General features: G+C 65.3%; 13 protein-coding genes and 2 tRNA genes. 13 read left to right on the top strand and 2 right to left on the bottom strand.

The features are described 5' to 3' along the window. The first annotated feature begins 15 nt into the window (after window positions 1-15). The 6 genes from AB4089_RS01580 (at window position 16) to AB4089_RS01555 (ending at window position 4,639) form a co-directional block, all read left to right on the top strand. Window positions 16-1,077, top strand: coding sequence for a PQQ-dependent sugar dehydrogenase (locus tag AB4089_RS01580; protein ID WP_441407681.1), 1,062 nt, complete (start codon window positions 16-18; stop codon window positions 1,075-1,077). Window positions 1,078-1,194: 117 nt separating this feature from the next. Next, window positions 1,195-1,270, top strand: a tRNA-Lys gene (locus AB4089_RS01575). A 261-nt stretch (window positions 1,271-1,531) separates the two neighbouring features. After that, complete coding sequence (locus AB4089_RS01570; RefSeq protein ID WP_441407570.1) at window positions 1,532-2,017, top strand: hypothetical protein; 486 nt, start codon at window positions 1,532-1,534, stop codon at window positions 2,015-2,017. Beyond that, the gene (locus AB4089_RS01565; protein WP_441407569.1) at window positions 2,014-2,979 is read left to right on the top strand and encodes a hypothetical protein; all 966 of its coding nucleotides are present in this window, start codon (window positions 2,014-2,016) and stop codon (window positions 2,977-2,979) included. The genes AB4089_RS01570 and AB4089_RS01565 overlap by 4 nt, the downstream gene beginning before the upstream one ends. A gap of 25 nt (window positions 2,980-3,004) precedes the next feature. Beyond that, complete coding sequence (locus AB4089_RS01560) at window positions 3,005-3,847, top strand: oxygenase MpaB family protein (RefSeq protein WP_441407568.1); 843 nt, start codon at window positions 3,005-3,007, stop codon at window positions 3,845-3,847. Between the two features lie 90 nt (window positions 3,848-3,937). Further along, a complete protein-coding gene (locus AB4089_RS01555; RefSeq protein WP_441407567.1) occupies window positions 3,938-4,639 on the top strand; it encodes a DUF3824 domain-containing protein in 702 nt (233 codons plus the stop codon). A gap of 795 nt (window positions 4,640-5,434) precedes the next feature. On the opposite strand, the gene AB4089_RS01550 is transcribed toward AB4089_RS01555, so the two are convergent. Further along, entirely contained in the window at window positions 5,435-5,626 is a 192-nt protein-coding gene (locus tag AB4089_RS01550) for a hypothetical protein (protein WP_441407566.1), read from the bottom strand. Window positions 5,627-5,810: 184 nt separating this feature from the next. Between AB4089_RS01550 and AB4089_RS01545 the strand changes: the two genes are divergently transcribed. Together AB4089_RS01545 and AB4089_RS01540 are read left to right on the top strand one after the other, a co-directional pair. Continuing rightward, window positions 5,811-6,008, top strand: a complete 198-nt coding sequence (locus AB4089_RS01545; protein WP_441407565.1) for a hypothetical protein — start codon at window positions 5,811-5,813, stop codon at window positions 6,006-6,008. 121 nt (window positions 6,009-6,129) lie between these two features. Beyond that, window positions 6,130-6,759, top strand: a complete 630-nt coding sequence (locus AB4089_RS01540) for a DUF2510 domain-containing protein (protein WP_441407564.1) — start codon at window positions 6,130-6,132, stop codon at window positions 6,757-6,759. Between the two features lie 19 nt (window positions 6,760-6,778). Here the strand turns inward: AB4089_RS01540 and AB4089_RS01535 are convergent, their stop codons facing one another. After that, window positions 6,779-7,279 (bottom strand): MarR family winged helix-turn-helix transcriptional regulator, encoded by a 501-nt coding sequence (locus AB4089_RS01535; protein WP_441407680.1) that lies wholly within the window; start codon window positions 7,277-7,279, stop codon window positions 6,779-6,781. 109 nt (window positions 7,280-7,388) lie between these two features. On the opposite strand from AB4089_RS01535, the gene bcp reads away from it, so the two are divergent. The 5 genes from bcp to AB4089_RS01510 all read left to right on the top strand — a co-directional run bounded on the left by bcp (window position 7,389) and on the right by AB4089_RS01510 (window position 12,439). Continuing rightward, window positions 7,389-7,862, top strand: coding sequence for a thioredoxin-dependent thiol peroxidase (gene bcp, locus AB4089_RS01530; RefSeq protein WP_441407563.1), 474 nt, complete (start codon window positions 7,389-7,391; stop codon window positions 7,860-7,862). 114 nt (window positions 7,863-7,976) lie between these two features. After that, window positions 7,977-8,058 (top strand) — tRNA-Leu (locus AB4089_RS01525). Window positions 8,059-8,285: 227 nt separating this feature from the next. Next, on the top strand, window positions 8,286-8,960 hold the full coding sequence (locus tag AB4089_RS01520; RefSeq protein ID WP_441407562.1) for a fasciclin domain-containing protein: 675 nt from the start codon (window positions 8,286-8,288) through the stop codon (window positions 8,958-8,960). Between the two features lie 242 nt (window positions 8,961-9,202). After that, window positions 9,203-10,858, top strand: a complete 1,656-nt coding sequence (locus AB4089_RS01515; protein ID WP_441407679.1) for an ABC transporter substrate-binding protein — start codon at window positions 9,203-9,205, stop codon at window positions 10,856-10,858. A 78-nt stretch (window positions 10,859-10,936) separates the two neighbouring features. Further along, window positions 10,937-12,439 carry a malate:quinone oxidoreductase gene (locus tag AB4089_RS01510; protein WP_441407561.1) on the top strand — a complete coding sequence of 501 codons (1,503 nt, stop codon included), beginning with the start codon at window positions 10,937-10,939 and terminating at the stop codon, window positions 12,437-12,439. The last annotated feature ends 115 nt before the right edge of the window (window positions 12,440-12,554 follow it).

The following is a 12,554-nucleotide window of genomic DNA, read 5'->3' as shown; positions in this document are numbered from 1 at the left end:
GCCCGGGTGACTGCCCTGATTGTTGTCCTGCTTTTCCTCAGCGCCTGTACTGGCAGCGGCACCTCCCCTCCCGTGGTTCAGCCAGGAGACCGCACCGCGACCGCCACAGCCGGCGCAGCGGGCGAGCCCAAGGTTGCGGGCCGGATCGACGGCCTGCACCTGCCGTGGTCCACGGTTTACCTTCCCGACGGCACCGCGGTCATCTCCGAACGCGACACCGCACTGCTCCGGACCGTCAGCGGCGGGGCGCTGGGAACGCTTGGCCAGGTGCCCGGCGTCGTACCCGGCGGAGAAGGCGGCCTCCTGGACCTTGCCCTTTCGCCAAACTTTGCCGCGGACCGGTATCTCTACGCCTACTTCACCGCGGCGACGGACAACAGGATCGCCCGCATGCGGCTGGAGGAGCGTGACGGCCGGTTGGAGCTCGGTGCCCTGGAGACAGTTTTCACGGGCATTCCGAAGGCCGGAACGCATAACGGCGGACGAATCCGCTTTGGACCGGACGGCTTCCTGTATGTGGGGACGGGCGACTCCCAGCGCCGCGAGCAGCCACAGGACAGCAGGGCGCTCGGCGGAAAGATCCTCCGCCTCACAGCAGACGGCCGGCCGGCACCGGGAAACCCGTTTGGCGATAACCCGGTCTACAGCCTTGGCCACCGGAACGTGCAAGGACTTGCCTGGGACAGCGCCGGCCGGCTCTGGGCCAGCGAATTCGGCCCCGACGTCAACGACGAGCTCAACCTGATAGTGCCGGGCGGCAACTACGGCTGGCCGGAGGTGACAGGTGCCCCGCACCGCTCCGGCTTCCTGGACGCCAAGGTGGTGTGGCCGTCGACGGCGGATTCGTCACCCAGCGGCCTCGAAATTGTCGGCAGCACTGCCTACCTGGGTGCCCTGCGCGGTCAAAGATTGTGGGTTGTTCCCCTCCGGGGCGAATTCGCCGACGAACCTGTGAGCTATTTCACGCAAAAGTACGGCCGGGTCCGGAACGTTTCGCTCGCCCCTGACGGCCGGCTGTGGCTCCTCATCAACAACCAAAACCCTGATTTCGCGCTGATTTTGGACCTTCCCGGCTAGCCGCAGGCATCCCGCGCCGCTCGATTTCACACGACAGCCAAACTCGTGTAGAGTTTCATGTCGTTGCGGAGAACAACGCGGGAAATAAAAAGCCCACGATGAACGAAAACAACAGATGCACCTCTAGCTCAACTGGCAGAGCAATTGACTCTTAATCAATGGGTTCCGGGTTCGAGTCCCGGGGGGTGCACCATAGAGAAACCCCGTCTTCACCAGCCTAACGGCCGGTGAAGGCGGGGTTTTCTTTTTGCCCTGATCCCTCCGAGGGGATATCTGGGTTAATGGGACAAAACGTGTGTAAATCCCGGGTGCGTCAGATGCGTCCTGGCAGGGAGGAACTTCACTACTTCCGACACACAGGTCACCGGGCAGGTCGCTGAGCAGGACTGATACGCTCCTCCATTGGAGGAGGAGAACTCCCAACCCTATTGGACCATCCCAAGGATCAGCGCCCATGGACTACAGTGTCGCCCGCGAGCGAGCGCGGAATGAGGAAGAGGGCCTGCGGCTTCATGAGCCAGTCTCCATGCATTCCATCCAGGCCCATCTGGAGGCCACCAGGGGACGCCGGATCGTCATCAAGCCCATCAACAACACCCCCACGGACAAGGTCTGCGGCCTGTGGTTCGGGCTGGACGACATGGATCTCATCCTGCATGCCAGGGCCGCATCGGAGGTGCACCGCCAGCAGATCGTGCTCCACGAGTTCGCGCATATGATCCTCCGTCACGAACAGGAAGTCCTGTCACACGGCTACGCCAGCGCCTTCTTCCCGGACCTCGACCCGGAGCGCGTCGTCACAGCCCTCAAGCGAACCGACTTCTTCGACGAGCTCGAGGTGACGGCCGAACTCCTCGCGGACCGGCTCGCGTCCCGCATCCGCCACTCCCGCCGGAAGCCTGACACGCAGCCGGGCAACTTCGGGGCGGTCTTCGGATGACGCAGCTCCTCATGGCCGGAGCCCTGGTCCTGCTCGCCGTTGCCCGCATTCCCGCACTGCGTCGCAACCGGACCGACCTGGTGCTCTCCTGTGCCGTGTACGGAGGCATGGGCTCATTGCTCATGTCCCCGATTGTCTACGTCCCCGTCGACACGGCCCTGGGCGGGATGAACCTGGTCAAACTGGTCCTGAACTCCCTGATGATCATCTCTCTCTGGTACCTGCGCCTCGCTGCATTCGCCGCCATCGCCCCGGAAGTCCGCGGTCGCCGGTCCTGGTGGACGCGGTCCCTGCCTCTGACGCTCACGCTGACCCTGCAAACAGCGTTCTTCCTCCTCACCGGTCCCACCACCACAACCCCCGCCTGGGGCATCTACGAGAACCGCTTCCCGGCGCTCCTTTTCTCACTGATGCTCACCCTCTTCATCTGCTCGATGAGCGCGGAAATTGCTGTGATCTGCTTCCGCTATGTCCCGCGAATGAGCCCCTCGTTCCGAGTCGGATTCTCCATGCTTGGCGCCGGCTGCATCATGGGCTTCCTGGTGATGGCCGAGATGTGCCTCTCCCTGCTGTCCCGACACCTGACGTTCCTGGCCGTACTGGTCAGGCCTGACTTCCCCTACCACCAGCTGGAACTGGTCGCGACCGTCCTGGCCGGCGCCGGACTCACGATCCCGGCGGTTGCCGGCCGGACCGGCCGCAGAAACCAGCACCGCTGGAACACCGAAACCCTCGCACGCGTCGAGTCCATCCGGGCCAAAGCGCTGCAGAGCACATCTCTTGACCGGACCCTTGAGGCCGACCCCCAGGCACCGGTTCAGGACCGGCTGCACCGGATGATTGTCGAAATCTGGGACGCCGAGCTCGCTGCCGGCACTTCGGCGACCTTCCTGACCGCGGAGGAGCGCAGCTACGTGCTCGCCGTCGAATCAAAACTCCATGTCTCCCCTGCCCGGGCATAACCTGCGGCAGCTACAGAAAGCCCCCATGCACCTTCTGACGCACCCGACCCGCCAAACAGGACCTAGCGGTACGGACATGTACGGGATCTACCGGAACATGGTCCTCTTCGATTTCAAGGCTGAAATCCATTCGGGCTTCTTCGTCGCCTATTACCGCAACTTCGCCATCCCCTCCACAGCCCGGACCCTGGCGGCGACCGGGGAGATGAAGTCCCGGCCAATGAAGCGCTCCTACGACACCGGCATCGTCATCCACGAGATCATCGCCAACGGCTTCGCCCACGAACGCAGCCAGGCCATGATTGAGCTGCTCCGCCGGGTACACAAGGGAGTGCCCGGCACCCAGGACGACTTCGTCTACGTCCTCACGACCATGCTTGTCCTGCCATTGCGCTGGGCCGATCGTCACGGCTGGCGCCGGCTGACCGAGCTGGAGAAGCGGGCCGCCACGGACTTCTACGCCGAGCTGGGCCGGCAGATGGGGCTCGACGGCGTCCCGGCCACCTTCGCGGAGGCGGAACGGTTCCTGGACGAGTACGAGGACCGGGACATGGGCCCGAGCCCCGAGGGTGCAATGCTGCTCGAGGCGACGGCCGAGGCCCTCGCCAGACGTTTCCCCACCTGGCTTCGCCGGTTCACCCCGACCGTCCTGGCGCTGATGATGGACAAACCCCAGGTCGCCGTTGCTCTGGGTCTGAAACCTGCCCCGGCGGCGCTGCGCCTACCTTTCAACGCGGTGCTGCGGTTCCAGGCTCTCAAGGCCAGGCGGCGCCCCTTGCCGCCCGAGCCCAAATTTGTGCCCGGCGGCAGCCTGTCCGCGTACCCGGACGGGTACACTTTGGACATGATCGGGCCGCGCGCAAGCTGACGTATGAGGCCGGCCGCCGCACACAGAAGGAAGCCCCAGCAAAAGGCGCGCCTGCCCCACTCCGCCTGATTGCCTACGCATGATAGGGCCATGACCGAAAAATCCCTGCGCGTCCTATACTCGATCGGCCTGGGCATCATCATCGTGCTCTTCGTCGGCCTCGGCATCGCCACCTTCTATCCGGCCCCCGAACTGTCCTCCATGGTAAATCTCGACTCCGCGGCCCGGCAGGCGGCCATCGAAGCCCATCAGTCCGCGGTGCACGACTACAACCGGAACGTGACCATCGCGGCGCTCGCCTCCGCCCTCCTGATCCTGGGGGCCAGCATCTGGACGGAGTCGAGGAAGCCCTTGTTCGCCGGCGGGTTCCTCGTGGGCGGCATGCTGACCCTCATTTACGGCCTGATGCGCGGCCTGACGTCCGGCGTGACGGCAGTAGCGTTCTTCTCCGTGGCCGTCGGACTCTTCGTCGTCGTGTACCTCGGGCACCAGCGCTTCTTCTCCGCGCGGGCCGTCGAAGCCCGCGCCAGGGCACGGGAGGAGGACAGGAAGGCCACCTTCGCCCGGATGCCCATGCAGGCGCCATACGCCCCGGTGCAACAGCCACAGGGACCTGCTCCGCTCCCCTACGCCCAGGGCCAGCCTTACCCACCGCAGCAGGGGCTGTACCCGCAGCAGGGGCTGTACCCGCCGCAGCAAGGCCAGTACCCGCAGCAGGGGCTGTACCCGCCCCAGGGACAGCCGGTGCAGCCGCCGTACCCACAGGAGCCTGGAGCGCCCGGACAACGCTAGCGCCCACCGCTATTCGGGGCCCGGCGACCACCGTGGCCGCCGGGCCCCTGCCGTTCCTTTTGTCAGCGAAAAGGAGCCTCACCGGGTTGAGATTCCCTGCCGGCCGTCGGTGGAACCATACGATGGTGTGGATGAACTCCATCCGGAAGGCCTCATACACATCCGCCGTGGCACTGGTGCTCGCGGCAGCGCCGCTCGTTCTGGCGTTGCCCGCAGTGGCCGATCCTTGTGGGCCGGCCGGCCTTCTCCCGGTGAAGTTCTGTCCGTCTTCGCCGACGCCGAGTCCGCCGCCTGCCTCCCCTGCGCCCAGCCCGAAGGGTCCGGGCGGCGCCTCGCCGTCACCCTCCGGGGCCGCTCCGCCTCCGGCGCCGTCACAGACATCGTCCGCAGGGCAACCCGCCCAGCCCGCGCCGGTACCCGCGACACCAACCTCCGGCCCCAAGGATTCGACGGCGGGCGAAGGCAAGCCTGCTCAACCTGCGACGACGTCCGTCCCGGCTACGGCCACGCCTGCTCCCGGGTCGGGGACGACTGCGTCCCCGACCGGGGATGCGGGGCAGGGTCCGGGCCCCTCAGCGGAGCAGCCGCCGAACGCGGCCGGCCCTGGTGATCCCGGACCGGACGGGCAGATCGGCGTCGCCGGATCCCTGCTGGCGGTCAGTGGCCTCCTGCTTGGGCTCTCCGCGGCGATTGGCCTCCGCCGGCCGGCCCGGCCATGAAGCGGCCGCCGAACCCACATTTTCACTGTCTCAGCTAAATGTGTGGTTCAGCGGCCGGTCGGGTCACATCGTGTCCTTAGACCTTCTCGCGGGGCCGGTCGACCACTGTCTCCGGCTCTTCGACTGTGAACTCCTTGCTGCGGCGCGGGAAGCCCCAGAACCTGGATTCCTTTGCCTCCACCCGGGGCTCCGGGCGTTCCTCAGTTTCCCGCGCGGCATCCTTCGTGGTGTCCCGCCGGAAATCCCTGTTGTACGGGTAGCACATCATTGACCTCCTTGATGGTGTGGCCCTTTAATCGTCCTCCCGATGCGGTGGCGCGTCGATACTTCGGTGCTGGACATTTCCGCGTGGGTGACAGGCCTTCAAGGGGATCCTCCAGACGTCCCGGTCCCCTACCGGCCGCCATGGCCCGCGGCTAGAATCGACAAACGCTCCAACACAAGGGGGAACCATGGAGTTGCTTATCCTGGGCGGCGCGGCCGCACTCGTCGTGATCGCGACCATTGTCCGTGACGTGCGGCACAAATCCAGGCGTCGGCGCACAGTCTCGAACGCCGAGTCCGAAAGGGCCCTCAGGGATTTCCGGCGCGGGAGAACCAGTGGCCTGTCGCACTTCGTCGGCCTTGACAACACCGGCCACCGCCGCTGACGGGCCCTTGACCCGCCGTTGCGGCCGCGCCCATGTACTCTCTGTCCTAGATGTGCACCTAGCCAGAACCGAAGAGTGCGTTGAATAAGCGAACGCGCCGCGCCGCAAAGGATGAAACGCCATGACCGTCCCGCCCAATGCTTCATCCCCTGGCCCCGGCTGGTATCCAGACCCCGCGGGCTCCGGCCGGCTTCGGTGGTGGAACGGGACGGCGTGGACCGGACAGTTGAGCGCAGGCCAGTTCCAGGCGACACCGCCCCAAGGCCTGGTGGCACCGCGGAGGCGCATCAGTGACAAGACACCGGTCTACAACGCGTACATCTGGACCATTGTGGCCCTTCCGCTCGTGTCGCTCATTCTGCTCATGTTCTGGAACCCGGTATTCCGGCTGCGCACCGTGGGCCCCCGCCAGATCCAGACGCTCGATCCGGCGTCGATCTTCACGGCTCCCTACTTCATCCTGGTGGCCACGAGCTTCGTGCTCTATGGCGTGTCCGCGCTCCTGGCGTACCTGGACTGGGACAGGCTTCGCAAGGACGGCGTGGTCCGTCCGTTCCACTGGGCATGGGTGTTCCTCAGCCTTGCGCTCTACGTGATCGGCCGCTCCGTGATAGTCCATGAGGTGGCGCCGCGGCGCGGGCTCGCCCCGCTTTGGGCAATGATCGGCGTCACCCTGCTCACAGTGGTGCTCACGGGCCTCAAGATGTCAGCCCTCGTGGCCACCCTGGCGAACCAGGCCGTGACAATCTAAGCGGCTAGTTAATAAGCGGCTAGTTAAGCGGGGCAGCCTCGGCCGCGGCACCGGGATTGGCCGCGGCGGCCGGGTCCGCGGACGTGACGATGGCCTTGGCCTCCACGGAAGTTGACCTTGTTGCCAGCACCCTGACCACGGCCTGGAGTTCCTGGCGCAGCACGTCGGGGTCAATGGGCGTCGCGGCGAGCACCGAGCGTTCCATGTCGGCGGCCGCTGTCACGGCTTGGCGTCCCTGGTCAGTCAGCGACACCACATGGCTGCGCCTGTCAGAGGCGCTGCGCTGCCGCGAAATGTGGCCGTGCGCTTCCAGGCGACTCAGCGTCTTGCCCATGGTCTGGGCCTGGACCCGCACGAGTTGGGCCAATTGGGCTTGCGTCATCGGCCCATTCGCCGAGAGCACCTCCATGGCGATCACCCCGGCATGGGTCAGCCCAATGGCCCCCAATTTTTCGTTCCAGGAGTGTTCTACGAGACGTGCTGCCGTGGACAATAGGCGGCCCGTGGGCCAGCGATCCATATCAGGCATACCCAAGAGTATAGCGAGCAGCGGATTCGTCGTGGGCCGATCGCCTCACTACGCTGGATGGTCAGCCCGTATTGCGGCCCAACCCATCTAGGAGACCCCCGTGCCTGAGCGACTCATCGCCGGTGCCACAGCACCGGATTTCACCCTCAAGAATGCCGAAGGACAGGACGTCAGCCTGCGCGATTTCCGGGGCCGGAAGACCGTGATCTACTTCTACCCGGCGGCTTCCACCCCGGGATGCACCAAGCAGGCGTGCGACTTCCGGGATTCCCTCGCCTCCCTGCAGTCCGCCGGTTATGACGTGGTGGGCATCTCCCCCGACCCCGTCGGAAAGCTTGCCGCGTTCGCGGCCGCCGAAGGCCTGACCTTCCCGCTGCTCTCCGACGAGGACCACTCCGTCGCCGACGCGTATGCGGCGTGGGGCGAGAAGAAAAACTACGGCAAGACTTACCAGGGCCTCATCCGCTCCACGATCGTCGTCGACGCCGAGGGGCGTGTCGCCCTCGCGCAGTACAACGTCCGCGCCACCGGGCACGTAGCCAAACTTCGCCGCGACCTGAAGCTGGACGCCTGACCTACGCCGTACGCCGCACCAGTAAAGCGTGAGGGTAATAGGTCCCGGGTAATAGGTACAATGGAGCCTGGCGCCAGGCTCCGGGGTTCAATTCCCGGACGACGACGGCGCCGCGCGCGAGTGGTGAAATTGGCAGACACGCAGGATTTAGGTTCCTGTGCCTTCGGGCGTGGGGGTTCAAGTCCCCCCTTGCGCACACAGAGAGAACCCCGGTCTTCGGACCGGGGTTCTCGTGTTTTCCAGCGGTTTTCAGGGCATTCGGGGGTGTTCAAAAAGAATTTCAATTCCCCACCCATCCGTTTCCTCCGAGCAGCCGAATACCCATTGAGACACCAACCAAGGGTCGGTGCCCAACAGTCGGGAAAGGCCACAGCGGCAACGTCCGCCGCAGGCAACATTCGGCACAATAAAGGAGAAACCAAAATGCAGAACATCAAGCGCACCACGTTCGCCGTTGCAGGTATCGCAGCTGCCGCTATGCTCAGCCTCACGGCCTGTGGCGGATCTTCCGCTTCCTCGGCACCGTCTTCTGCGGCACCGTCCGCCGCGCCGTCGGCATCCAGCATGGCGCCGTCGGCCACCGCCTCCGCCGCAGCCATGGATCCGGCCGCCAACCTCGTCGGCCCCGGCTGCGCAGCTTACGCCGCCCAGGTTCCGAGCGGTGCCGGCTCCGTATCGGGCATGGCCCTTGACCCGGTAGCCACCGCCGCCTCCAACAACCCGATCCTCACCACGCTGACCGCCGCCGTTTCCGGCAAGCTCAACCCCAAAGTCAACCTGGTCGACACCCTGAACGGCAGCGAATTCACTGTCTTCGCCCCGACGGATGACGCCTTCAAGAAGATCGACCCGGCCACGATCGAGGCCCTGAAGACGGATGACGCCACCCTGAGCAAGATCCTGACCTACCACGTGGTCCCGGGCAAGATCACCCCGGACCAGATCGTCGGCACCCACAAGACTGTAGAAGGCGGTTCGGTGACCGTTACCGGCACCAAGGACGCCCTCAAGGTCGACGGCGCCAACGTTGTCTGCGGCGGCGTCCAGACCGCCAACGCAACGGTCTACATGGTCGACTCTGTCCTGATGCCCAAGTAGTCAGACTCAAGCACTCCTGTCCCGGCTCCAGCCTGACTCCCTGGACCAATAGGAGAAGCGAAGGCCCGCACCAGAAGGTGCGGGCCTTCGCTTTTGGCAAGCACGTGCTGCGCGTGCCGGTGCGCCACAAAAGCTGGCGGACTCCGCTGTCAACTAGACTGGGGCTGTTCCGCAGCCGGCGGCCCAACCAGTTCCCCAGAGGTGATTCTCGAGTGCCCAGCAGTACAGTGCCCAGCAGGACAATGCGGCGGATTGCCGCCGGCATCGGGGCCGCACTCCTTGTGTTCCCGCTCGCGTCCTGCACGGGCAACCTCGGCCCGGCACCCAGCTCCGCGACCCCCACATCCGCTCCTGCCGCGGCGCCCACCGCCACGTTCACCTTCGGCACCGGCTCGGATCCGCTGGGCCTCGATCCCGCCCTTGTCTCCGACGTCGAGTCCTATCGCGTCACCCGGCAGGTCCTGGAGGGGCTTGTGGGCGTCGACCAGACCACCGGCGAGCCCACGCCGCTGTTGGCCACGGAGTGGTCCCAGAGCGATGAAGGCCGGACCTACGGGTTCAAGCTGCGCGAGCACGTCACCTTCCAGGATGGGACGCCGTTCGATGCCGCCGCCGTCTGCACCAACTTCAACCGCTGGTTCAACTTCTCTCCTGCCCTCCGCCAGGAGGCCAGCGGCACCACGTTCAAGGGCGTGTTCAAGGCCCATGCGGACCAGGCGCCCCTGTCCATCTACAAGGGCTGCACCGCTGTGGCTCCGGACAATGTCCGGATCGACCTGACCCAGCCCTTCACGGGATTTCTCCAGGCCCTCACCCTCCCCGCCTTCGCGRTCTCTTCSCCCAAGGCCCTTGCCGCGCAGCACGCGGACGTCCTGGACCAGAGCCGCGGCGGCCAGCCGGTGTCCGCCTACGGCCTCCACCCGGTGGGCACCGGACCGTACGTCTTCGACTCCTGGGACCCTGGCAGCGTCACCCTGAACAGCAACAAGGACTATTGGGGGGACAAGGGACAGATCGGAACCATCAAGTTCGTGACCTACGATCACCCGCAGACCCGGATGCAGGCACTGCTGGACGGCAAGATCGACGCCTACGACGCCGTCACCGTCGGCAACTTCGACCAGCTGGTCAAGAGCGGAAAACAGATCATCCAGCGGGATCCCTTCTCCGTCATGTACCTGGGCATGAACCAGGAAATCCCCATCCTGCAGAACCTCAAGGTGCGCCAGGCGATCGAGATGGCGCTGGACAAGGACACCTTGATCCGACGCTTCTTCATCGACAACACAGCGCAGGCGTCCCAGTTTGTTCCGCCCAAGCTCAGCGGCTTCAACAACAACGCCGCCGCGCTCGGCTACAACCCGGACAAGGCCAAGGAACTTCTCGCCGAAGCCGGCTACAAGGGCGAGGAGCTGAAGTTCTACTATCCGCTCAACGTCACCCGGCCCTACCTGCCGACGCCCGAAAAGGTGTACGCCGAAATCAGCCGGCAACTGACCGCCGTCGGACTCAACATCAAGCCGGTGCCCGTGGACTGGGCCGACGGCTACCTGCAGAAGGTCACCTCCCCGGGTGACCACGCCCTGCACCTGCTCGGCTGGAACGGCTCGTATTCGGACCCTGACAACTTCGTGGGCCCGCTCTTTGGCGAGAACACCGGCGAATTCGGCTACCAGGATCCCCAGGTCTTCTCCAAGATCGCCCGGGCCCGGGGATTGCCGGACGGCAAGGACCGCACGTCCGAATACCAGACGATCAATGCCCAGATCGCGGCCACGGTGCCGGCGGTTCCCATCGCGTACCCGATCTCCGCCCTGGCGCTCTCAGACAGGGTCCTGAAGTACCCGGCGTCCCCGGTGCTTAATGAAGTTTTCACAAAGGTCGAGCTAAAGCCTTGACGCCCGGGGCCAATTTCAGTTAGTGGGCGGTGCGGGATATTCTGTGACAGCCAGAGCCGCTGCTATCGGAGACTGATTGTGACTTTCATTTCCAAGACCCAACATGCCGACGTCGTCCTGATTGGCGGCGGCATCATGAGCGCCACTCTCGGTGCTTTCATCAAGCAGCTCGAGCCGAACTGGACCATCTCCCTGTTCGAGAAGCTCGACGAGCCGGGACTGGAAAGCTCCGGCCCCTGGAACAACGCCGGCACCGGCCACGCCGCCCTGTGTGAGCTTAATTACTCCCCCGCAGCCAAAGACGGCTCGGTGGACCCCGCCAAGGCCCTGAACATCAACGAGCAGTTCCAACTGTCCCGCCAGTTCTGGTCCCACCTGGTCTCGAATTCCCTGATCGGCTCCCCCAAGGGCTTCATCAACACCGTTCCGCACATGAGCTTCGTGATCGGCGAGGACCACACCAAGTTCCTGCGCACCCGCTACGAGGCACTCAAGCCGAACCCGCTGTTCCGCTCGATGGAGTACTCCGAGGACCACGCCCAGATCGCCAAGTGGGCCCCGCTGATCGTCAAGGGCCGCGACCCCAAGCAGCGGGTCGCGGCAACCCGTGCCGCCGAGGGCACCGACGTCGACTTCGGCGCCCTGACCCGGGAGCTGACCACCTACCTGGGCAACAACGGCGTGGAAATCAACTACGGCCACAACGTCAGCGACATCAAGCGGGCGTCCGACGGCGGCTGGGACCTGTCGCTCAAGCACCCCGAGAGCGGCGAACACGGCTCCATCCACGCGAAGTTCGTGTTTGTGGGTGCCGGCGGCGGCGCCCTGCACCTGCTCCAGGCCTCCGGCATCCCGGAAAGCAAGGGCTTTGGCGGCTTCCCGGTCTCCGGCCAGTTCTTCCGCTGCACCGACGAGAGCCTCGCGGCCCAGCACAGCGCAAAGGTCTACGGCCAGGCATCGGTCGGCGCCCCGCCCATGTCCGTGCCGCACCTGGACACCCGCTACGTCAACGGCAAGCGTTCCCTGCTGTTCGGCCCCTACGCCGGGTTCTCCACCAACTTCCTCAAGAACGGCTCCTACCTGGACCTGCCGCTGTCCATCCGCCCCTCCAACATCATCCCGATGCTGGCCGTGGCCAAGGACAACATGGACCTCACCGCCTACCTCGTCAAGGAAGTCGCCAAACGCCACGGCGACAAGGTCGAGGCCCTGCGGGAGTACTACCCCGAGGCCAAGGACGGCGACTGGGAGCTCATCACGGCCGGCCAGCGGGTCCAGATCATCAAGAAGGACCCGAAGAAGGGCGGCGTGCTGCAGTTCGGCACCGAGGTCATTGCCGGACGCGACGGCAGCATCGGCGCCCTGCTTGGCGCGTCCCCGGGCGCGTCCACGGCCGTGCCGATCATGATCGAACTGCTCCAGAAGTCCTTCCCCAAGAACTTCAAGGGCTGGCAGTCCAAGCTCAAGGACATGATGCCCGGCTACGGCATCAAGCTCAACGACAACCCTGAGCTCGCCGCACAGCTGGAGGCCGAGACGGCCAAGACGCTGCAACTCGAACAGGTCTCCGCCCACAACTAAGTCCGGGGCGGGGCGGCGGCTGGTTTACACTGCTGGTTTGGGACCGCTGCAACTCTTTGACGTCCCTGCGCTTTGATGGCCTGCAGTGCAGGACGTCGCCGACCCACCAGGAGAC

The sequence above is a fragment of the Arthrobacter sp. 2MCAF15 genome, assembly GCF_052115605.1.
Lineage (GTDB): Bacteria > Actinomycetota > Actinomycetes > Actinomycetales > Micrococcaceae > Arthrobacter.
Note: the sequence above shows the minus strand (reverse complement) of the source record. Positions and strands in the feature narration are given on the sequence as shown.

Excerpts from the sequence above, each read along its gene's own strand:
- AB4089_RS01535 (WP_441407680.1), bottom strand. The coding sequence starts at position 7,279 with ATGGATCGCTGGCCCACGGGCCGCCTATTGTCCACGGCAGCACGTCTC.
- AB4089_RS01565 (WP_441407569.1), top strand. The coding sequence starts at position 2,014 with ATGACGCAGCTCCTCATGGCCGGAGCCCTGGTCCTGCTCGCCGTTGCC.
- AB4089_RS01555 (WP_441407567.1), top strand. The coding sequence starts at position 3,938 with ATGACCGAAAAATCCCTGCGCGTCCTATACTCGATCGGCCTGGGCATC.
- AB4089_RS01520 (WP_441407562.1), top strand. The coding sequence starts at position 8,286 with ATGCAGAACATCAAGCGCACCACGTTCGCCGTTGCAGGTATCGCAGCT.
- AB4089_RS01560 (WP_441407568.1), top strand. The coding sequence starts at position 3,005 with ATGCACCTTCTGACGCACCCGACCCGCCAAACAGGACCTAGCGGTACG.
- AB4089_RS01540 (WP_441407564.1), top strand. The coding sequence starts at position 6,130 with ATGACCGTCCCGCCCAATGCTTCATCCCCTGGCCCCGGCTGGTATCCA.
- AB4089_RS01550 (WP_441407566.1), bottom strand. The coding sequence starts at position 5,626 with ATGATGTGCTACCCGTACAACAGGGATTTCCGGCGGGACACCACGAAG.
- AB4089_RS01570 (WP_441407570.1), top strand. The coding sequence starts at position 1,532 with ATGGACTACAGTGTCGCCCGCGAGCGAGCGCGGAATGAGGAAGAGGGC.
- AB4089_RS01545 (WP_441407565.1), top strand. The coding sequence starts at position 5,811 with ATGGAGTTGCTTATCCTGGGCGGCGCGGCCGCACTCGTCGTGATCGCG.